The 18,770-nt window shown below is 56.8% G+C and carries 24 protein-coding genes and 1 tRNA gene; 9 read left to right on the top strand and 16 right to left on the bottom strand.

Features of this window, described 5'->3' with window-relative positions:
• The first annotated feature begins 48 nt into the window (after nucleotides 1-48).
• The 5 genes from BFC21_RS25455 to BFC21_RS25475 all read left to right on the top strand — a co-directional run bounded on the left by BFC21_RS25455 (nucleotide 49) and on the right by BFC21_RS25475 (nucleotide 3,542).
• The gene (locus BFC21_RS25455; RefSeq protein ID WP_177342601.1) at nucleotides 49-522 is read left to right on the top strand and encodes a translation initiation factor 2; all 474 of its coding nucleotides are present in this window, start codon (nucleotides 49-51) and stop codon (nucleotides 520-522) included.
• A gap of 153 nt (nucleotides 523-675) precedes the next feature.
• Nucleotides 676-930 (top strand): YkgJ family cysteine cluster protein, encoded by a 255-nt coding sequence (locus tag BFC21_RS25460; RefSeq protein WP_088379278.1) that lies wholly within the window; start codon nucleotides 676-678, stop codon nucleotides 928-930.
• Nucleotides 931-977: 47 nt separating this feature from the next.
• Nucleotides 978-1,586 (top strand): START domain-containing protein, encoded by a 609-nt coding sequence (locus BFC21_RS25465; protein WP_088379279.1) that lies wholly within the window; start codon nucleotides 978-980, stop codon nucleotides 1,584-1,586.
• 265 nt (nucleotides 1,587-1,851) lie between these two features.
• The gene (locus tag BFC21_RS25470; protein ID WP_088379280.1) at nucleotides 1,852-2,193 is read left to right on the top strand and encodes a ribonuclease E inhibitor RraB; all 342 of its coding nucleotides are present in this window, start codon (nucleotides 1,852-1,854) and stop codon (nucleotides 2,191-2,193) included.
• Nucleotides 2,194-2,819: 626 nt separating this feature from the next.
• Entirely contained in the window at nucleotides 2,820-3,542 is a 723-nt protein-coding gene (locus BFC21_RS25475) for an amidotransferase (RefSeq protein ID WP_088379281.1), read from the top strand.
• A gap of 54 nt (nucleotides 3,543-3,596) precedes the next feature.
• Here BFC21_RS25475 and BFC21_RS25480 read toward each other — a convergent pair whose 3' ends face one another.
• The 3 genes from BFC21_RS25480 to BFC21_RS25490 form a co-directional block, all read right to left on the bottom strand.
• Complete coding sequence (locus BFC21_RS25480) at nucleotides 3,597-4,568, bottom strand: magnesium and cobalt transport protein CorA (RefSeq protein ID WP_088379282.1); 972 nt, start codon at nucleotides 4,566-4,568, stop codon at nucleotides 3,597-3,599.
• A gap of 83 nt (nucleotides 4,569-4,651) precedes the next feature.
• Nucleotides 4,652-5,434: a 1-acyl-sn-glycerol-3-phosphate acyltransferase gene (locus tag BFC21_RS25485; protein WP_088379283.1), complete on the bottom strand. Its 783-nt coding sequence runs from the start codon at nucleotides 5,432-5,434 to the stop codon at nucleotides 4,652-4,654.
• A 222-nt stretch (nucleotides 5,435-5,656) separates the two neighbouring features.
• A complete protein-coding gene (locus BFC21_RS25490; protein ID WP_088379284.1) occupies nucleotides 5,657-6,346 on the bottom strand; it encodes a crotonase/enoyl-CoA hydratase family protein in 690 nt (229 codons plus the stop codon).
• A gap of 307 nt (nucleotides 6,347-6,653) precedes the next feature.
• Between BFC21_RS25490 and BFC21_RS25495 the strand changes: the two genes are divergently transcribed.
• A tRNA-Ser gene (locus BFC21_RS25495) sits at nucleotides 6,654-6,743 on the top strand.
• 114 nt (nucleotides 6,744-6,857) lie between these two features.
• Here the strand turns inward: BFC21_RS25495 and BFC21_RS25500 are convergent.
• From BFC21_RS25500 to BFC21_RS25545, 10 genes are all read right to left on the bottom strand, one after another.
• Complete coding sequence (locus tag BFC21_RS25500) at nucleotides 6,858-8,021, bottom strand: Arm DNA-binding domain-containing protein (RefSeq protein WP_120266609.1); 1,164 nt, start codon at nucleotides 8,019-8,021, stop codon at nucleotides 6,858-6,860.
• Nucleotides 8,022-8,269: 248 nt separating this feature from the next.
• Nucleotides 8,270-8,542: a hypothetical protein gene (locus BFC21_RS25505; protein ID WP_120266610.1), complete on the bottom strand. Its 273-nt coding sequence runs from the start codon at nucleotides 8,540-8,542 to the stop codon at nucleotides 8,270-8,272.
• A gap of 2 nt (nucleotides 8,543-8,544) precedes the next feature.
• Nucleotides 8,545-8,988, bottom strand: coding sequence for a DUF2528 family protein (locus BFC21_RS25510; RefSeq protein WP_120266611.1), 444 nt, complete (start codon nucleotides 8,986-8,988; stop codon nucleotides 8,545-8,547).
• Nucleotides 8,981-9,262: a hypothetical protein gene (locus BFC21_RS25515; RefSeq protein ID WP_120266612.1), complete on the bottom strand. Its 282-nt coding sequence runs from the start codon at nucleotides 9,260-9,262 to the stop codon at nucleotides 8,981-8,983. Before BFC21_RS25515 ends, BFC21_RS25510 begins: the two co-directional genes overlap by 8 nt.
• A gap of 68 nt (nucleotides 9,263-9,330) precedes the next feature.
• Nucleotides 9,331-9,633, bottom strand: coding sequence for a hypothetical protein (locus tag BFC21_RS25520; protein ID WP_120266613.1), 303 nt, complete (start codon nucleotides 9,631-9,633; stop codon nucleotides 9,331-9,333).
• A 14-nt stretch (nucleotides 9,634-9,647) separates the two neighbouring features.
• Nucleotides 9,648-12,341, bottom strand: coding sequence for a toprim domain-containing protein (locus tag BFC21_RS25525; protein WP_120266614.1), 2,694 nt, complete (start codon nucleotides 12,339-12,341; stop codon nucleotides 9,648-9,650).
• Nucleotides 12,338-12,580 (bottom strand): hypothetical protein, encoded by a 243-nt coding sequence (locus BFC21_RS25530; protein WP_120266615.1) that lies wholly within the window; start codon nucleotides 12,578-12,580, stop codon nucleotides 12,338-12,340. Before BFC21_RS25530 ends, BFC21_RS25525 begins: the two co-directional genes overlap by 4 nt.
• A gap of 73 nt (nucleotides 12,581-12,653) precedes the next feature.
• On the bottom strand, nucleotides 12,654-13,019 hold the full coding sequence (locus tag BFC21_RS25535; protein ID WP_120266616.1) for a hypothetical protein: 366 nt from the start codon (nucleotides 13,017-13,019) through the stop codon (nucleotides 12,654-12,656).
• Complete coding sequence (locus tag BFC21_RS25540; protein ID WP_120266617.1) at nucleotides 13,016-13,495, bottom strand: YmfL family putative regulatory protein; 480 nt, start codon at nucleotides 13,493-13,495, stop codon at nucleotides 13,016-13,018. Before BFC21_RS25540 ends, BFC21_RS25535 begins: the two co-directional genes overlap by 4 nt.
• Before the next feature lie 29 nt (nucleotides 13,496-13,524).
• A complete protein-coding gene (locus BFC21_RS25545; RefSeq protein ID WP_120266618.1) occupies nucleotides 13,525-13,737 on the bottom strand; it encodes a DNA-binding protein in 213 nt (70 codons plus the stop codon).
• A gap of 84 nt (nucleotides 13,738-13,821) precedes the next feature.
• On the opposite strand from BFC21_RS25545, the gene BFC21_RS25550 reads away from it, so the two are divergent.
• Complete coding sequence (locus BFC21_RS25550) at nucleotides 13,822-14,172, top strand: helix-turn-helix domain-containing protein (RefSeq protein WP_120266619.1); 351 nt, start codon at nucleotides 13,822-13,824, stop codon at nucleotides 14,170-14,172.
• A 101-nt stretch (nucleotides 14,173-14,273) separates the two neighbouring features.
• Nucleotides 14,274-14,459 carry a hypothetical protein gene (locus BFC21_RS25555; protein ID WP_120266620.1) on the top strand — a complete coding sequence of 62 codons (186 nt, stop codon included), beginning with the start codon at nucleotides 14,274-14,276 and terminating at the stop codon, nucleotides 14,457-14,459.
• A gap of 78 nt (nucleotides 14,460-14,537) precedes the next feature.
• Here BFC21_RS25555 and BFC21_RS25560 read toward each other — a convergent pair whose 3' ends face one another.
• The 3 genes from BFC21_RS25560 to BFC21_RS25570 all read right to left on the bottom strand — a co-directional run bounded on the left by BFC21_RS25560 (nucleotide 14,538) and on the right by BFC21_RS25570 (nucleotide 17,685).
• Entirely contained in the window at nucleotides 14,538-14,786 is a 249-nt protein-coding gene (locus BFC21_RS25560; RefSeq protein ID WP_120266621.1) for an ogr/Delta-like zinc finger family protein, read from the bottom strand.
• Nucleotides 14,787-14,852: 66 nt separating this feature from the next.
• Complete coding sequence (locus BFC21_RS25565) at nucleotides 14,853-15,704, bottom strand: phage portal protein (RefSeq protein WP_256557603.1); 852 nt, start codon at nucleotides 15,702-15,704, stop codon at nucleotides 14,853-14,855.
• Nucleotides 15,643-17,685 carry a terminase large subunit domain-containing protein gene (locus BFC21_RS25570; RefSeq protein ID WP_120266623.1) on the bottom strand — a complete coding sequence of 681 codons (2,043 nt, stop codon included), beginning with the start codon at nucleotides 17,683-17,685 and terminating at the stop codon, nucleotides 15,643-15,645. Before BFC21_RS25570 ends, BFC21_RS25565 begins: the two co-directional genes overlap by 62 nt.
• Nucleotides 17,686-17,845: 160 nt before the next feature.
• Between BFC21_RS25570 and BFC21_RS25575 the strand changes: the two genes are divergently transcribed.
• On the top strand, nucleotides 17,846-18,769 hold the full coding sequence (locus BFC21_RS25575; RefSeq protein ID WP_120266624.1) for a GPO family capsid scaffolding protein: 924 nt from the start codon (nucleotides 17,846-17,848) through the stop codon (nucleotides 18,767-18,769).
• The last annotated feature ends 1 nt before the right edge of the window (nucleotide 18,770 follow it).

Here is an 18,770-nt window from a genome sequence, read left to right on the forward strand (position 1 = left end):
TGCGTAAAGCGCGAGCATACGCACCTGAACCGTTAAAGCTGTGGAGTTATGAAAGCGACATATTGTGCAAGTCTTGTGCTGATGGGTGTTTTGAGTGCGCTCAATGCAGTCGTTGCAACGGCAGCCCCGGTGCAACCAGCATCCACATCTGCGCAGACGCCATCTGTCCATTCAGCGGCCAAACCTGCCGCCAGCGAGAAAAAAGCGCCCGTCAAAAAGCGCGAGCCAATCGCCTCCAAATCGAAGTCGGCCCATGACATCGCTAAAAAGCGTTTGCCAGCTGCCAACCTGGACTTGCGCTTGCCCCCCGAGATGGTCAAGCAATTGCGCCCCTTGGGTACCGTCCCCATGCCTGCCCACAAACCGCTGTTGCCCAACATGTTTGGCGAAAAGTCGGTCGAAGAAAGTCCGTTTCAACTCAACGGGCGTTTGCTCAGCAATGAAATGGACCTGCAATTGCGCAATGAATACCGGCGCAATGAAATCGAAGGTGCGGCGCTGGATTTCGAGTTCAAGCAATAAGTGCCGAACGTTGAAAAACGGGCTTCTAAACTGACTAATCAGTCACCGTCAGTTATCGGCACATTCTGCTGAACGGTCAATTTCAAACACCTGTTCCAGCGAGTACTATCCCTTGTCATCAACACACTTTGCCCCGAACGAGGAGCTGACGTCATGAATTGCCGTGAAGGCTGTGGCGCTTGCTGCATAGCCCCTTCCATCAGTACACCGCTGCCCGGCATGCCCAATGGCAAGCCGGCGGGGGAACGCTGCCTGCATCTGTCTGTCGACTACCTGTGTGGGTTGTTTGGCCAGCCACAACGTCCTGCGGTGTGTGGCGATTTCAAGGCCGATATCGAGGTGTGCGGCAGCGATCGGGAAGAGGCCATCAACCTGATCGGCTGGTGGGAGCAGGTGACCGCGGCATAGTGTGTGGGTGTCCAGTGAACAGACCTTCAACAATAAGGAACAAGACAATGGGTTCGTTGCATAGAGTGGCATTGGTATGTGGTTTGAGCGCGCTGCTGGTGGGTGTGGCCCAGGCTGAAGACTGGAAGGTTGCCAAGGATCAGGACGGCATCAAGGTGTCGCTGAGTGAGGTTGCCGGTTCCCAGTACAAGGCGTATCAGGGCGTGACGACCATCAAGGCACCACTGGCCAAGGTCAGCAAGTTGCAGGAAGACGTGGCCAGCGCTTGCGCCTGGATCCATGAGTGCCAGTCGCAAAAACTGCTCAAGCATGAAGGCGACCAGAGCTGGACCTACACCCAGTTCAAGACCCCGTGGCCGGTCACCCCGCGTGACTCGGTGCTACTGGTGACCACGGCCCAGGGGGCCGATGGCAGTCTGACCCGCACGTTGAAGGGCATGCCGACCTACATCCCGGAAGAAAAAGGCTTTGTTCGGGTTGCTCAGGTTGATGGCTTCTGGAAGCTGGTGCCCAAAGGCGACAACCTCACCGAAGTGACCTATCAGGTGCACACCGAGCCGGGCGGCAGCGTGCCTTCGTGGCTGGCCAACAAGTTTGTGGTCGATGCTCCGTTCAATACCCTCAAGGGGCTCAAGGAGCGCGCTGAAAAGCCGTAACCCGCAGCAGTGCAAGCCGGGTCCTGGACAGCGCATCTGTCCGGGTACCGGGCGAGGTTTCCCCCGTGCGGGGTAAAAAACTGTTGAAATTCATGGCTTGCCCCCTTGGCAGAGGCCGCCCCCCGGGTCTACTCTGGATCCAGACCAGCGAAGTAATCGACTGGCTCTGATCTTGTTCGCTACATGCTTATTACTTCCCCTGTCACGGCCCGAATGCGGCCAGAGGGAAGCGCTGAATGTCTATCCATTGCGAGGAGGACGTTTCATGAGCACAGCCCATCAAGAAGACCTCAGCAGCTATGTGCTGCGCCGCATGAAAGAAGGCGGTTTTGATTTTTCACGCATCCACCCCATCGAGTTTTACGCAATCTTCCCGGACGAGGAACGGGCGCGCAGGGCTGCACAAAAATTTTGCGGTGAATCCCTCAATGCTCAGATCAATGTGGGTGATGACGGAGCCTGGCATCTGGAATTGAGCAAGGTGATGTATGCCACCTATGGTGGTATCGGTGATTTCGAGCAGGACTTTGAAGCTGTCGTGGTGCCGCTGGGCGGGATTATCGAAGGTTGGGGCGTCAAGCAGGAGGTGCGTGGCCTGCTCAATTGAACGGCGTGTGATGGATTAGCGGCTGGCCTCAGGGCTGGCCGTTCTGCTTTTTGCGCCGGGTACCCAAGCCCGCGAAGACGCGCAGGGGCTGCACGTCTTCGGCACAGTGGCGTGTCTTTAACCGATAACCTTGGTCAGGTTCGGCAAGATCAGCAGCAAGGTGGTAGCAAAGAGGATAAGACCGGCTTGACGTACTTTCGTATGTTTGAACATGGCTATCTGCCTTTTTTTGTTTTTCCGAACGACAATGCCTGCGCCAAGGGCACCATGCCTTGGAAAGAAAGCGGCCCCGGCGACAGGCTTAACAGTAGAGCCCTCATAAGACATGGCTTAGAACCCTTTCACATCATTCAAGTGCAGTAAGTTTCTAAAACGCTATTAGGTTTGTTGCGCCTGACCTGCCGCCCCGCAGCTAGACGCAACGGGCTTATGGACGGTGCATATTCTTAGCCACCTACCGTTCGTCAGAGCGTCCAGTCCCTGCTTGTTTTGTCCTACAAAAGCCCGCGATTTTCGGGGGCTGGAGGGCAATCACCCGCTTCAGTGCTTGCCATGAAATACCCTTTCAAGGCAGGCTCTGGCGAGCAGTCATCATCACTTTCGCCTTTATCGTGCCAGGTACTTTTATGTCGCTACGCATCTGCATTCTGGAAACCGACATTCTGCGTCCAGAGTTTGTTGACCAATATCAGGGTTACGGGCAAATGTTCGTGCGCCTGTTCTCCACGCAGCCTATTGCGGCTCAGTTCAGTGTTTTTAACGTGATGCAAGGCGAGTACCCGTCTGATGACCAGGCTTTTGATGCTTACCTGGTCACCGGCAGCAAGGCGGATTCATTTGGCACCGATCCGTGGATTGAAACTCTCAAAACCTACTTGCTGAGCCGCTACGAGCGCGGCGACAAGTTGCTGGGCGTGTGCTTTGGCCATCAATTGCTGGCGCTGCTGCTCGGTGGCAAGAGCGAGCGCGCCACCCAGGGTTGGGGTGTGGGCACCCATCAGTACAAACTGGCGGCCAGGGCGCCGTGGATGAGCCCGGTGGTCGAGGACCTGACCCTGCTGATCAGCCATCAGGATCAGGTCACAGCCCTGCCGCAGAACGCCACGGTCATTGCCTCCAGCGATTTCTGCCCGTATGCCGCCTATCACATCAATGATCAGGTGCTGTGCTTCCAGGGCCACCCCGAGTTTATCCACGATTATTCGCGGGCCTTGCTCGACCTGCGTCAGGAGCATCTGGGCGAGCAGGTCTACAGCACCGGTGTTGCCAGCCTGGGCCAGGACCATCATGGTCGCACCGTTGCCGAGTGGATGATGCGCTTCGTTTCGCACAAGCCGCAGACCGCCTGATATCCGGCTCGATACCTGTGGGAGCGAGCAAGCCCGCTCCCACAGGGTGGGGGGTTATAGCCAGCCAGAGCGCTTGAAACTGGTCCACAGGCCGGTCACGCCCACCGCAATAAACCCCAGCACGCCGAAATAGCCGTAATGCCAGCTCAGCTCCGGCATGTTCTGGAAGTTCATCCCGTAAATACCCGCCACGGCAGTGGGGAAGGCGAGGATAGCCGCCCAGGCGGCGAATTTGCGCTGCACGTTGCTCTGGCGTGAAGATTCCAGCAACACCACGATCTCAATGGTCTGGGTCGCCGTATCGCGCAGGTTGGTGAGGTCTTCCATCTGCCGGGTGACATGAATCTGCACATCGCGAAAGTACGGGCGCATGTTCTTGTCGATAAAGGGAAAGGTCAGGCGCTGCAGTTCTTCGCTGATCTCGACCATCGGCGCCACATAACGGCGCAGGCGCAGTACATCGCGGCGCAGGCCATGCAGGTGGACAATGTCGGCCTCATTCAGGGCGTTGCCCATGATGCTTTGCTCGAGTTGTTCGATTTCGGCGTGGATGGCCTCGCTGACCGGCTGATAGCTCTCGGTGACGAAGTCGAGCAGGGCATACAGCACAAAGTCCTCGCCATGCTCCAGCAGCAGCGGGCGTGCTTCGCAACGCTGGCGCACGGCCTTGTACGAGGCCGAATGGCCGTTGCGGCTGGTGATGATGTAGCCGTTGCCGGCAAAGATATGGGTTTCGACAAACTCCAATTTGCCTTCATGGCGAATCGGCGAATAGATCACGATAAACAGCGCATCGCCGAAGGTTTCGAGCTTGGGCCGGCTGTGCTGCTCAAGGGCATCCTCGATGGCCAGTTCATGCAGGTTGAACTGGCGTTGCAAGTTGGCCAGCTCTTGCGCGTCAGGTTGCTCCAGGCCAATCCAGACGAAGTGGCCGGGCTTTTTCGCCCACTCAATGCCTTCGTCCAGCGTGATATTGGTGACCTTCTTGCCTGCGTTGTAAACCGCAGCAGCAACAACTCTCCCCATAGTTCTAATCGCTTCTTCTTCAAAGGGTTATGGCACGAAGATGCAGCTTAGCGCGCTATTGACCACTTTGAGTCGACAAAGGCTCAGAGGTTCGGGTTGGACACTGTCGAATTGCCCTTGGCCAGGGGCGGCAAGTGGCGGTTTTGCGGGCTCAGCAGCTCGCGATCCATAGACTCGATGCATTCGCGCATCTGCGTATGGCACAGCTCCATCAGGTGCGGGACGTCATCCAGGGTGAGCCCGGCGGTCGGGATGGCCGGTAACGAGCGGATCAGGATATCGGCACTGTGCCAGCGGTTGAGCTGCAGGTGCTGGCTATAAGTACTGACGCACACCGGCACGATCGGCACCCCGGCAGTGATTGCCATCTGAAACGCCCCTTTCTTGAAAGGCAGCAGGGTTTTGCCCAGGTTACGCGTGCCCTCCGGGAACACCCAGATCGATGTGTCCTTCTCTTGCAGGGTGCGCGTTGTCGTCAGCATCGACTTGCGCGCTTTCTGGGCATTACCGCGATCGATCAGCACGTTACCCGCCAGCCAGAACAGCTGACCGAACAAAGGCACCCACTTGAGGCTTTTTTTGCCGATGCACACCGTACGGTGCGGCACTACGTTGCCGAATACAAACAGGTCGTAGTTGGATTGATGATTGGCAATCACCACACAGCTTTGCGGCTTGTCCATCAGAGGTCCGACTTCGGCCTTGAGCCGGTAGCCCAGGATCCAGCGCGATGGCCAGGCATACAAGCGCGCGCACAGGCGGCTGTTGTCCGGGTTGAAGGGGCGGCATATGCCCAGTAAGACACCCAGTACGCCTGCGAGCATAAAATGCAAAAACATCAACAACATACGCATCGAAAGTAGCATTTACAGGCTCGCCAAAACAAAAGTCGGCGCAGTGTACGGATGTGCACTGTCTTCAGCAATTACCCCGATACAAGTAGGAGATAGCTGAAGTTTTAGCATTTGTTTCAGCAAGCGCTGTAAGAAGCGGGCCAGAGGTGTTCAAGACGTCAGGTGGGGGGTGTTGCGCAGGCACAATCCCGACCGCAGGTTGCGGTCGGAATCGGGTTTGCGGGGGGAGGAGGGTCAGAGCGGGTGGTGCTGATCTTCTTCGATGGCCTTGTCCAGGGTCTCCAGCAGCTCTTTGCGCACTTTGAGCTTGGTGTTCCTGTGGGCCTTCATATTGATCTTCTTCAATTGGCGAGCCACTTCCAGGGCTGTGGTGTGCAGCTCTTCAGGCTTGACCACCATGTCGAGGAAGCCTGCGTCTACAGCGGTCTGCGGGTTGAACATCTCGCCGTTGATCACCGAGCGATGGAATGCCGATTTGCGCAGACGGTCGCGGGCCAGCTCGATGCCGGCGTGGTGCATGGTCATGCCGATCTGCACCTCGTTCAGGCCGATGCTGAACGGGCCTTCCACACCGATGCGGTAATCCACCGACAACAACAGGAACGCGCCCTTGGCCACCGCATGGCCGGAGCAGGCGATCACCACCGGGAAAGGGTGTGCGAGCATGCGCCGGGCCAGGGTTGAGCCCTGCCTGACCAGCTCAATGGCTTGCTCGGGGCTGGCGGTCATCACCTTCAAGTCATAGCCACCAGAGAGAATGCCCGGTTGCCCGGTAATAATGACGACCGCGCGATCCTGCTCGGCCTGGTCCAGCGCGGCATTGAACGCAGAGATCACATCCGGGGAGATGGCATTGACCTTGCCATTGCTTAAGGTCAGCGTGGCGATACCGTCTTCCAGGTGGTAGGCAATCAAGTCACTCATGGCGCAAATCCTTGTTATGAAGTGGGTCAGACGTTACCCAGCCCTGTGGCGCAGGTAAAGGGCCATGACTGACTGGTGAGTCATGCAATTGGCCTGTGCCTTCTATATAGAGGGCAGCGCAGCAGGGATTGCGCTGGAGCGGGCAACGTTGCGGTGCCGAAATTTGGCAGAAATACCCCCCTGGGGCCTACGCCCAAAAGGACTATTTTCGTAAGCACATGAAAATTCTGAAAAAAACATTTGTCATATCGAAAGCTTTCGACTACATTAGCGCGCCTCGACAGACAGAACTTGTTTGAAGAGATACGGTGAAGTGTCCGAGTGGCTTAAGGAGCACGCCTGGAAAGTGTGTATACAAGAAATTGTATCGAGAGTTCGAATCTCTCCTTCACCGCCAAATTAGAAACGCACGAAGCCCCTGAATTCATTGAAGAATCTCAGGGGCTTCGTGGTTTTCGTCGTGTGAAAAATGGCCCATGGGACGCTCCATGGGACAATCATGGGACAAACGCTATATTTTGAGGGCGTGCTCGAGCATGCCGATAACGTCCGGACCGTCCTCGTTTATCCAGGTGCCGTAATGCTTACGGATCATGCCTCCATCGGTATGCCCCATCTGTTCGGCGATCCAGTCGATTGAGGCAACACCACTGCTGAGCAACTGACTGGCGTAGGTATGCCGACACTGCCCAGGCCCGCGATATCGAACGCCCGCATGCTCCAAGTGGGTCTTGAAGAAGCGATCGCGGATGGTGAAGTCACTGACATGCGGTTCGCCACTGGACGTGTTAAGGAACACGAAATGCAGCTTGTGCTTCCTGACCGTCCTGTTGTCTCGCTCGACGATATCGACCGTATGTGGCTTGCCGCCCTTCGTCAGTACCCAAAGCTTTTGCAGGGCATCGAGCGCCGGGGCCAGTAAGCGAACTTTCCGATTCGATCTGCGTGTTTTAGTCACCCGATATGCACCACGCACCTTTGACCGCCTGAATGTCACTGTGCCCGATTGCAGGTCAACGTCTTCCCACGCCAATGCAATAGTTTCTGAAACGCGTGGCCCAGACCACATCATGAACTGAATCATCAGTAGCTCGAAGGTGCGTTTGGTTGGCGTGGCCAGGATCTGCACAATCTCAGCACGGGTGAACGGATCCGGTAGAGTCGGATCAGGAAGGCGTACATGAAGTCCCTCCGTCGGATCGTGCGCCACCTTCTTCCGGGTGCGGTACAGCTTGAACACCTGCCGAACGTTGCTGATGATGTCGCGAATGGTCTTGTTGCTCAGCCTGGCCGAGAGAGTGACCTGAACCCACTCCTGCAGATCGAGGTGATCCACTTCATCGATCTGCACGCTGCCCCACCGAGGACGAACATGGACTTCAGCCTTGTTCAAATAGCCGCGATATGACGTCGCCGCGACGCTGTTCTTTTTAATGCTTAGCCAAAGATCCAGGTAGTGACCAAACGTACTCTCGACCAACCTGGTTGAATTGGGGAAGTGGCGCGAATAATCGAACGTGCCGGAATGTATTTCGTAATTGATGATTTCCACCATGCGCTTGGCATGCGCCACGTTGGCGGGTGTGTTGCCTCCTGGTAAAGACTCTCTGCATCTGCTTCCTTCATAGGTGAAGTGGATCCGTACTGAATTACCCCGAGCTTCGACGCCGCTCATATGTGTCCTTACGCTGCAAACTGTATAGCGATAGTGTGACGCTGAAAAAAAGAAAGGCCCGTCTCCGGGCCTAGTATGGTGCTGTGGATTTTCTAGTGGACTTGCGTTACTGCTTCTGACGTTGTTGGCGCAGGTGGGCATTCATCTGCTGTCGAAGCTTGCTGCATTTCACATGGCTACCCTGGGCGCGCCATTTTCCGCACTGATCGCACACGCTGGTGTGGTCGATATTCCAGGGAAAGCGCTTACTATTCTCGGCCATCATTCGCCACCCCCTTGCGCTTTTGAAACCGTGTGGCTTGGCCTCGAACACCATCCAGTCGGCCCGAGAGCGGGCCATCCAGAAAGACTTGGCTTTTCTTCACGCCCAAGGCCTTCGCTTTGTAATGCACCGCACTTAAGGCTCGGTCGAGGCGAGCCGCGACGTCGACGGTGGCGAGATCTGGATAAAGACGCTCAAGCAGTGCGACTTCGTGGGTGGTCCAAAAACGCCTGGAGCGGATTCTTTTTGTTGCCGACATGCTCAGGCTTCCTTCTCGACTGGTGATTCAGTCAGTTCGACCTCGTAATAACCAGGCACGTCAACTTCGGCGCCGATCACACGAATACCGCACCAGCCGTATGGCTTTTCGTCCGCCTCACATCCGCCAAAACCCTCAGTGCTGTGGAGGTCATGCGTCCAAGCAGCGCCCGGGTTTTCGCCGAACACGTTTTTGAAGGTAGGGGTGAAACTCGCTCCGCCTTGCTCGAGCATGATCCTGATCATGCTCGAGCCGGCCAGTCGGATTGCGACGCGTATGACATCACCGTCTTCATCCATCAGCCTGGTTTGCTCGTCGGAAAGATAGTTATTGATCATTGCTGCACGCTCAGGCGTCAACACATCGAGATTTACCTCGAGCAGCACCTCGTATTCTTTCCAGGATTCACTCACTTTGAAGCGCTTGATATTGGGTTGCTCAGACATGACTTTGGCCCTGCAGTAGCTGGATGGAGTTGGTGGTGGCGGCGAGTACCTGGGCGACGACAAGCGCTTCGACGTCGGTCAGGTCGCCCTGTGCCTGGGCCATGCTGGCCAGCGATTCAAGGCGGATTCGGGCATCGGTGGTTTTGCGCACCTGGTACTCGAAAAGCGCGGTACCGACTATTCGGATCGTCATCAGATGGAGGGTAGCCTGAGCGCTTTGTTCGGGCGTTGTGGTAGCCTTCACTTCGCTGCTGAGTTGGGTATTTCCTCGCATGGGATTGCTCCTTTCAGTGGTTGGTGTCGAGGAGGTGCAACTCCTCGACATCCCTTTCTCAACCGGCTTCAGCCGGCGTTCGTTTCACTCGAAGCCTTTCGCACCAGGTGAATCACCAGGTCGTCAAACTCACTGCTGTCATCCATCAAGGAACGCCACTCCAGCACCGCTTGGATATGGTCCCGATCGCAGTCAAAGGCCAGAATTTCGCGCTGGCCACCTTCAGCCCTGACCCACAAAATAGTCACCAGGCCGCGGGCGCCATATGCGCCCGCGTTGACTACAGGACGGCCTGTCTCTTTTTCAATCCGGTGATAAATTTCGTTAATGACGTCGATGTTTTCAGGGTTCGCTATGACTTGAATTTGCATGTGCATGCTCCTGATCAGGCCTTGAACTGCCAGCACTTCACCGACTCTGGCGGCGGATTCACTTGGTTGTGCCGACGCTGAATGCTGCGAATTGCGCTATCCGTAGTCCGGTTTGCATCGATCAACTTCCGTGAGCGGCTATCGCGCAGCAGCTGGCGCAGCGTGCCGACGTCGGCCAGCTTCTGGCGGTGTTCGGCTGCGACTTTGGCGAACTCGTTGAGGTTTATCGCAATGACGTCCGACTTCTTGCTGTGGTTGACTATCGGCTCGCTGCTCAGCGATTCCAGATACTCATAGACATTCCAGAACTCGATCACTTCGGGAAGGTCGAGGCTGATCGCAGACTGGCGTTCGTGCGCCATGCTGATCAGCTCCTTCTGTGCGGCCTCGATCATCTGGGCGTCCAGCGGCAACACCAAGGTCAAACAGTCCAAGAGTGCGAGCATCATGCTGTGGTTTTTGATCACTCGCGCCGACGCCAATGTGCGCTTGGCCCGCAGTTGCTCACGGTGATGCGGATAGCGCTCCACGAACTTGGCCATCACCTGAGGTTCAGCCTTGATTGCCTGCACTAGAAAGTTGCTTACATCCTTCATTTCAGTGAGTGCCAGTGCATCAGCTGCAGCACTGCTTTCATCCGTGATGTTCGGTTTCGTGAAGTGCAACTTTACGATCCGGCTCAAGATGGGCTCTTCCCCCGTCACCGGTGCGTTCTGGCTCAATGCAATGGTGGCGCGGAACTCGGGCTCATAGGTTTCGTTGGTGTTGTTCTTGACTCCACGGACTCCGAGAAGGCCGCCACCAAACAGATCTTTGAGCTCGGCCAGGTCAAAGGATTTGTCGTTGTTGCGATCACCCTCAAGCAATACGATGGGCATACCCGCCACCTGTCCCATTGACCGACTACGGCCTGACGCAGAGCCTTTGGATGGGTCGAACCCCTCATAGGTACGACCGAACAACTTCCAGATGAAGACCAGCAGTGTGGACTTGCCGGCATCAGCCTCACCTGTCACTTCCAGAAATGGAAAGCTCTCGTACTGGGCCCGGATCTGCTCCGCGAACAGGGAGCCAAACCAGAACGACAAAGTGACCAACCCCTTCGCTCCAAAGCACAGCCAAAGCTTCTGCAGCCAATCGTTGCTGTATCCCTTTGCGTCTGGGTTAGGCGTGATCTTTACGTTCTTGATCAGGCACTTCACGCGGCTCCTGCCGAACTCGAAATAGTCCTCGGCGTTGGCTTTGTAGAGCACCCCGTTGTGGCAGGCGATGTCATTGAAGATGTAGGCTTTGTGTTCCTTGCTGTACCCCACGAAATCAATGGTCTCGACGGACTTGATGCCCTCGGTTTGCTGCATGACGATCTGATCGAGGTGTTTCTGTGCCCCGAGCCAGGACCCGCTCGAATACAGAAGCCGTGCTTTGAACTCACTGCTGGACGAAAACTGTTTCAGCGTGAAGGTGATTTTTTCGGAAGGGCCGTCGTTCGGTGGGTCGATACGCACGTAGTACCACGCTTCGCCAGTTGACTCGTTGACCTGCTTGTACAGCGCCTCGAAATTGCAGTTGGCCAGCTGGCGCAACGAGAGAACGCTATCCAGTGCCTTGCGCTTGGCAGCCTTGTCGTTCAGTAGCTGATCGTCGCCGTCCTCGCTATTGACGATCGCTTTCTGTTCCTCGTCCAGCTTGTGCTGATCAACTTTGGCCCAGTACAAGCGGTTGGAAAATTCGAATGAGAACTCCGATTTTTTATCCGCCTCGTGGATGAGTATCGCCTTCTCCCTGGGCGACTCGGCCAGGAGAAGGTCGCCATGGTGGCGCGCAATTTTCAGGTCATTGGTGCGGCGCAGATCTCGCTTCTGTTTATCGTCCTCAAACTGCCAGCGCTGGTGCAGGTTGTTCCAGTCGACTTTTCGGCCTGATTGCGGAATCAGTGCGGCCCGGCAGGTGTAACCCATTTCACGGGCTTGGCTGACCCATTGCCTCGTGTAGCGTTGGGCCTGAGGTTCGTTATCCAGCGCCCAGACGAGCGTCGGCAACTTACCGCCACGTTGCCGCGACAGTTCCTTTAAGGCATCGACCGGGAAGTTGTTATTTGACATGGCGGAAACGGCATCGATGCTGTTGTGTTCAAGGGCGATCGCATCGAAGATCCCTTCGACAATCCAAAGCTCTTTGGTCGCGGTCAAGTCCACCGATGGCGGGCACCACCAGCCGCCTGAGGGGCTTTCACCCTTCTTGAACCGAGCCTTCATCTTGCCGAAGCGCTCCGGCCTGTCGATAAGGCGTTCCCAATAAACGCCCTTATCCAGGGCAAAGCGCACAGTGGCGGTACCGGCGCCGAGCTTGTCAGAATAAAACGAATCCTGGGTGAACCAGCCAGTGATCCGCTCGATCTGAAAACCGCGTCCGAACTCCAAATAGGCACGGGCTGTAGCGTTGGGGTTGTCGTTCGTTGCGGGGGCTCGCTTGCTCCAGTTAGAGAACAGATCCTTATAGATCTCCTGCACAGGCATGCTGAAACCGCAGTTCGTCGGCCGGCCGCAAATGATCATCCAAGGTTCGTCATGGCGTGCGTACAGCAGCCGGTCCTTGTGGTGGCATTGCGGGCACGTGCCGCCCCGCATGTACTTGGTGCCAGGGCGGTGCTTGAGTCCGTAATCCTGCTCAAGGAGGCGCAGGATGTCTTCGCGTAGGTCTGCTTTCATGATTGTTTCAATGCTTTGTTAAGGCCTAGGGAAAGCGCGCCGATCAGATGTTTCTGGGCAGCCATCACCGGGACGTGAGCGAGAATTGCTTTGTGTCGATTGCCGTCTGCGACGAAACGAAATTGGTCCGCATACCAGTGCTCGTTGAAACTCTGGCGATAGTTCGCTTTCAGCGACTCCAGCAACGCTTCGGCCTGTGCAGACGGCAGTTGGGCATTGATGATTACGGCGTTTTCCATCGTGAAACCTCGACTTCAGGCAAAGCTCACCCAAACCCACTGGGCGCGGGGCAGGCAATGTGTTGGGTTGGTGTTACGAGTTGGCTAAGCGATAACGCCCGTTGTCGGGTGCGTTGATGATGCGTTCATAGATCAGGCTGACCGGGATAGCCCAGGCGTGGCCGGTGGCAGGATCAATGATGACGGTGTGCGTCGATGTGCTGCTGATGATGTCCAAGCGCTGCCGATCACGGATCGCGTTCATGTCGCTGCAGGCTAGGTGCACCAACTTTTCCGCCATCTGGGTAGGGCTGCCAAAGTCCGCGACCAGGTGCTGGACGGCACGGTCGAACAACTTCTGGTCATTGCCCAAGTGTTCGCACTGGTGACGCTCGAGGAAGGTAAGTGCGGCGGCTTTGAGCACGTCCTGGTACGCCTGAATTGCAGGCAAAGTATTCATGCCGCTACTCCCGATTTGTTGCGGTACAAGGCGATAGCTGCTCGCACTTCCGTATGACGGGCGGCCATGTGGAGGTTATGCGCGTCCAGTATTTCTTCGGCTTCTTCCTGGTTGATCGAACCGTCTTCCAGGGCTTTTGCGATGATCTGATCAACGAGGCCACGTTTGGCGGCAGCCTGAACAGAGCGTGCATACAACTCGACGTTGTCCAGGTGGTCTGGATCGGCGATTGGCACGAATAACCCGCCGTAGATCCCGGCAATGTAAGTGGGGTAATGCGTAGTGCCGGCGACTTGCTCCAGCGCGTGAATCTGCGCATCGGTCAGAGGACAGCAGCCGCCGTTCTGGTAGGCGCGGTTGTCGAACTGCTTCACGTTCTTCATGTTGAGGTGAGCGGCTGAGAGTTCCCGTCCGCCTGCACTACTGACAATCGCGCTCATTGTGGACTTGCGTGCTTCTAGTATTTGGCAATTCATTTTCTACTTCTCCCTGTGGTCCAGTGCCATTACTGTTCGATCACGCCGTCTTTGATCCCCAGCAACACCGCGGCGCGATGTGCCTCCCCACGGCGACAAAGGCTCTGTCCACTCAGCACCGCGTACACGGTGCTGGGGTTCAGGTCGTGCTGTTTCGCAAAGTCCTTCGCGGATTGACCGCGCTTCTCCAAGGCTTCACGCGCTTGTTTGCGGGCTTGCTCAGTGATGCATGTTTTGGGCATAGTGCAATTCCGTGCAGTTTCATGTGGTGTGGAATGCACAATGATGCACTTTGGTGCATTTGTAAATAACCCGGATGAATAATTTTGCATCTTTCTGAAGACATAGGTTCCCGGCTGCAAGAAGAGCGGAAGCGATACGGCATGACGCAGAACCAGGTTGCTGAAGCACTCGGAATTGCTAAGCGGACCCAAGCAAACTATGAGGCGGGAACTAGCGATGCGACGGCGTCTTATCTGAGCAAAGCTGCGAGCCAGATCGGTTTCGACATCCCGTACATTCTCAACGGCGTGCGAACGACTCTTTCCCACGATGCACTTTCCGAAGTTGAGGATCGGCTGGTTAAGCAGTACAGAAGCATCACGCCATTCGACCAGGAAGCGATCCGTCGTTTCCTGCAAGCCATGGCTGACGATGCTGCCCGCCAACGGACTTAACTTGTCACAAAGCATGTAAGACATTCGTCGCCCCCTCGTTCTAAAGCCAGTCCCCGTCCCGATAACGTCGATTCAGCAATGCACTTTATGGAGTAGTAAGCATGTTGGATCGCACGAACAATGAGCGCGCCTGCGCGGGAATCACTGAGTTCGAATGGCTCGGCCTGACCAAAATTGAACGTCGCCTGATCGGCCTTTACCGGCAGTTGAGTGAACAGGAGCAACTTCAACTGCGCCGGCTTTCCGAGGTCCTGGCAACCCAGCCAGAGGAACCAGCAGTCAGTTGATTTGCCCGTGAAGCAACAAACCGCTTTATCGATGTAACGCAAACGCCGGCCCTGATATGGCCGGCGTTTCAGCCACGATCATGCTGCGCCCAGCTGCTCGAACAACTCCCGCTGTTTTGCCCTGGGCATGTCCTTCAGGCGATCAAACAGCATCCTGTCAAAGGTCTGTGCCGACGGACTCAGCGTGCGATAAAACGTTAAGTGCGCGACCCATGTATGCCCGCACATTGCGTCCAGGCACTGGCAGTAAAGCTTCGCGAACTCCGCCGATAGCGTCTCTCGCGAAGAGATCCGGCCCTTGTTCCCACACTTACAAATAACTCGCATTGTGTCCCTCCCCAGGGCAGCCAATTAGCCACTATATTGCCACAATATGTAGTGGCATTCTCCGTGTTAGGTTGTGGGAGCAGTGCTTTCCACTGCCTTTGGCGTTTCTCTCCAGGCAATTCGCCTGTCTTCTCGCAAGGCGTCGTTCACCTGGTCGAAAAGTTGACAGATCGGGCGAATTTCGTTGCTGGTGTATACCCGATCGATCTTTTCGATATCGCCAAAACCGGCGCTGTTTTCCGGGATGATGCCGGCCAGTGCGGGGTTCATACGCCAGGCGGCGATCACGTCGTTGCGGGTGATGTTCTTGACCTTCTCCAGCTCGTCCTTCGCCTGGAAATCACCGATCGGGATGATCTTGATGGCGTCCTCTTTGCCGTTGGGAATGTTGACGAACATCGAGCGGAAGTTACCCACACCTTTGCTCGCGCTGATCTGAGCGCGGAGCTCGTCTTCGTCCTCCTCGGTCAGGTCCGGGTCGTTGGTATAGAAGATGTAGCCCGCGTGCGCGCCGTTGCTGTAGTAGCGGCGGCGGAAGAGGGTGGCTGCTTCGTTCAGCAGGAGCGCCTGCAGGCCGCCCAAGTAGTCAGGAATGCCATAGATGTTCTGCTCCACGTCGTAGTCCATGACGTGCTCGATCTCCTCCTGGTCGAAGTCCAGGAACTTGTTGTCGGGCAGCAGCATCCGAAACCCACCGTCGACCTTGACCCGCATGTTGATCGCCGGAAGGTGTTGCAGCTCCAGCACCTGGCCGAAGGTGTTGGTATCGCGGTAGAAGTACGCCTCGCCAAACACCATGTAATCCAGCCCGGCACGTCCCATGGTTTGGGAGGTGCAGCCCTCTGACGGGATGAACTCACGCAGCAGCAGGTTGCGTTTGAACTTTGGAATGGCGCCGTGGTGAGCGTTGGCGCGCAACAGCTTGGCCAGGCCCGTACGGGATACTGGAGGCTTGTAGATCTCGCCGTCGTCGCTGGGGAATACCCCCACGTACTCGCCGATATTGCCGCTCAACACCTGTTCCGGCTCCCCGAACGTGAACATTCGCGTGGGCTGACGTGTTTGCTGACTGACCTGCGGTTTTCTGCGTGGCTTGGGCATTGGTTTCGCTCGTGAGGTAGCGGCTGCGGCGCCGCTTGTTCGTGTTCAAAGGTTCGTTGGCCAGGGCGTGCATGATTGCCCAGGCGATATCGGCGTGGCCGGTGGCTTCAGTGCGCGATGCGCTGTAAGTGATCTGGCCGCTACCGGTGGTACCGCGCTTGATGGTCAGGAACGCCTGGGCAACATCGGTCCACCCAGCATCCCATTCGATGCGGCTGCCCTGGATCGTGTCCTGGGCCTTGAGCACCAGCGTGTTTTTGGTTTCCAGGCTGTAGTGAATCGACGTTGTCCGTGGGTAGAAGTCGCGCACCAGGTCGAACACGCCGTAGCCGATGCCCGTGGTATCGATACCGATGTGCTGGACGTTGAAACGCTCGGTGAGTTTCTTGACCTGCTCGGCCTGGTACTTGAACGATTGTCCCCGCCAGCTGTGCTTCTCCAGGATGCGAAACTTGGCCCCAGCTTCGAGCGGCGGGGCAATGACCACGCATGTGGCGTCGTCGCGGGTGCGGCTTGGGTCGTAGCCAATCCAAACGGGGCTGTTGCCGTAGGGGCGGTCGTCGTCGGGCTTGTAGTCCTCCCACAACGTCAGATCGGAATAGCAGCGCTCCAAGTCTTTTAGGCCGAATGCGCTTTGCGTGCTGTCGATGAACTTGCAGTAGAACAGCTGCTGGAACTTGTCCTCGTCGTACTCCAGCTGCAGCTGCTCGAGGTCGAACAGATCGCAGCCGCCGTCGATCGCATCCTGAATGGTGATGGTCTTGCGCCATTGGCCATCCGGGCACAGCGCGCCCTGGGTATACGCCGCTTCGACCGGCCAGGTGCCGCCGGTCTTTTTCCCGCGCTTGCTGTTGCGAAATTCATCACCTGACCAGAACGGGTAGGCCTGATGCGATACCGCACTGGGTGTTGAAAAGTAGGTTTTGCGCCACTTCTTGTGGGTGCCCATGGCGCTGGCCACGGTGCTGAGTTTTTCGAAGTCGCGAATCCAGAAGTATTCATCCACATAGACGTGGCCGTGGTAGCCCTGGGCGGTGCTGCTGTTGGTGCTGAGGAAACGCAGTTCGGCGCCGTTGCTCAGGGTGATGGGGTTGCCGGTCAGCTCGATGCCGAACCACTGCTGGGCGAACTGGATGATGTAGCTGCGGAAGATCTCGGATTGCGATCGGCTGGCCGACAGGAACACCTGGTTGTCGCCGCTCAATACCGCGTCCATGAACGCTTCGCCGGCGAAGTAGTAAGTCAGGCCCACCTGGCGGCTTTTGAGGATGTTGCGGATCCGGCAGGTCAGCGGGTTCTGTTTGGCCGCGAACAGATCTTTTTGGTAGCCGTACATCTTGGAGATGAACTTATCGAGGAAGTCCACCTCGGTCAGGCCGCTGATGTCGTTCTTGGCTTTTTTCTCGCGTTTCTTACCGCCGCCATCGCCTCGGCTGGATCGCTCGCCACGCGAGCGCTGGCGGCGTTCCTGTGGTTCATCCGAAGGTTCACCAGGTAATGCCGGCACTGGCTTGGCGGCTTGCTTGATCAGCCGCTCGCGGATCGATGTCAGCCTGTCCAGCTCGTTCAGATCGTCCTTGCTCAGGCTGGTGACCTTGTCCAGGAGCAGGGTGATGCGTCGCCCGATCGCCGTCAGCGGTTCTTCGTCCGACAGCATGTCTTCCCAGCCGCCCTGGCGGATCCAGTAATAGACGATCCGAATGTTGGGCAGGTTGAGTTGCGCCTGAATTTCCTTGGCCTTGCAGCGGCGCAGGAACAGACGTTTAGCGGCTTCTTTTACTTCGGTTGAGTAGAGCATGGGCCGCAGTCTATGCGGCGAAAACGCAGGAAACGCGGTGTTAAATTCCGCGTTCCTCCTATAAGTCAAATATAGGAGGGATGCGCATTTGAACCGTTTGTTTGAGGGCGGCTGGCTCCCTATCTTGGCGGCTCAAATCACCGATTGAGCGCAGTTATCAATGCCCCGTTCCCTTGTCAGTTTTTGGAAACGTGTCGCCACCAGCGGCACCACTGCTGATGGTCGCGAAATCCTTCCCCAGGAACTGCGCGATATCGCTGAGACCTACAAGTCGGCCTTTTACACCGCAGTGATCTGGTGTGACCACGAACGCTGGCAGGGCTCCCACGGCACGGTATATGCCGTACGCCTGGTAGAGGATGCCGAGGATCTGGAACCAGGCCATGTCGCGCTGGAAGCCCAACTCAAGCCCAACGACCGCCTGCTCTGGCTCAACGATCAAGGCCAGAAGCTCTTCAGCAGCATCGAGATCACCCCAAATTTCCGTGGTAAGGGCAAAGCCTACCTCACCGGTATGGCGGTGACTGATGAGCCTGCCAGCGTTGGTACCCAAGAACTGTGCTTCTCCAAGAAGACAAGTGCGACGGCCTACTTCGCCAACTCCGTACCACTCGGCTCGCTGAGTGAAGAAGAACCACAAGGCGACATCGCCAAGCTGTTCAGCATGTTCACGGGTCTGTTCAAGCGCTTCGGCCTTGAAGAAAGCACCACCGAAACCCCACCCACCACCACCGAGAGCAACCCCCCAATGGATGAAGCTACCGCAACGGCCCTAAAGGCCCTGCTGGCTCAACTGATTGTGGTCGTCGCGGGCATTCAAGCCGTTGTCGATCCAGTCGTTGTTGATGCCCCTGAGCCTGAGCAGGCTCCGATTGACGACGTCACAACTGCCGTCGATGCCATCGTCACCACGGCTGAGGAGGATCGCGAATTCGCCCGTAACGGCGGCGCCTCTAACAAGGCATTGCTGGCTGGCATGGCTGACCTGCAGAAGCAGTTCACCGCACTGCAGAACACCGCCACCGGCCGCAATATCCCGCGTTCCCAGGGGCCGGTAACCGCCACCAAAAAGCGGGTGCTCTGAC

This window comes from Pseudomonas sp. TMW 2.1634 (assembly GCF_001703595.1).
In the GTDB taxonomy this organism is placed as follows: domain Bacteria; phylum Pseudomonadota; class Gammaproteobacteria; order Pseudomonadales; family Pseudomonadaceae; genus Aquipseudomonas; species Aquipseudomonas fragi.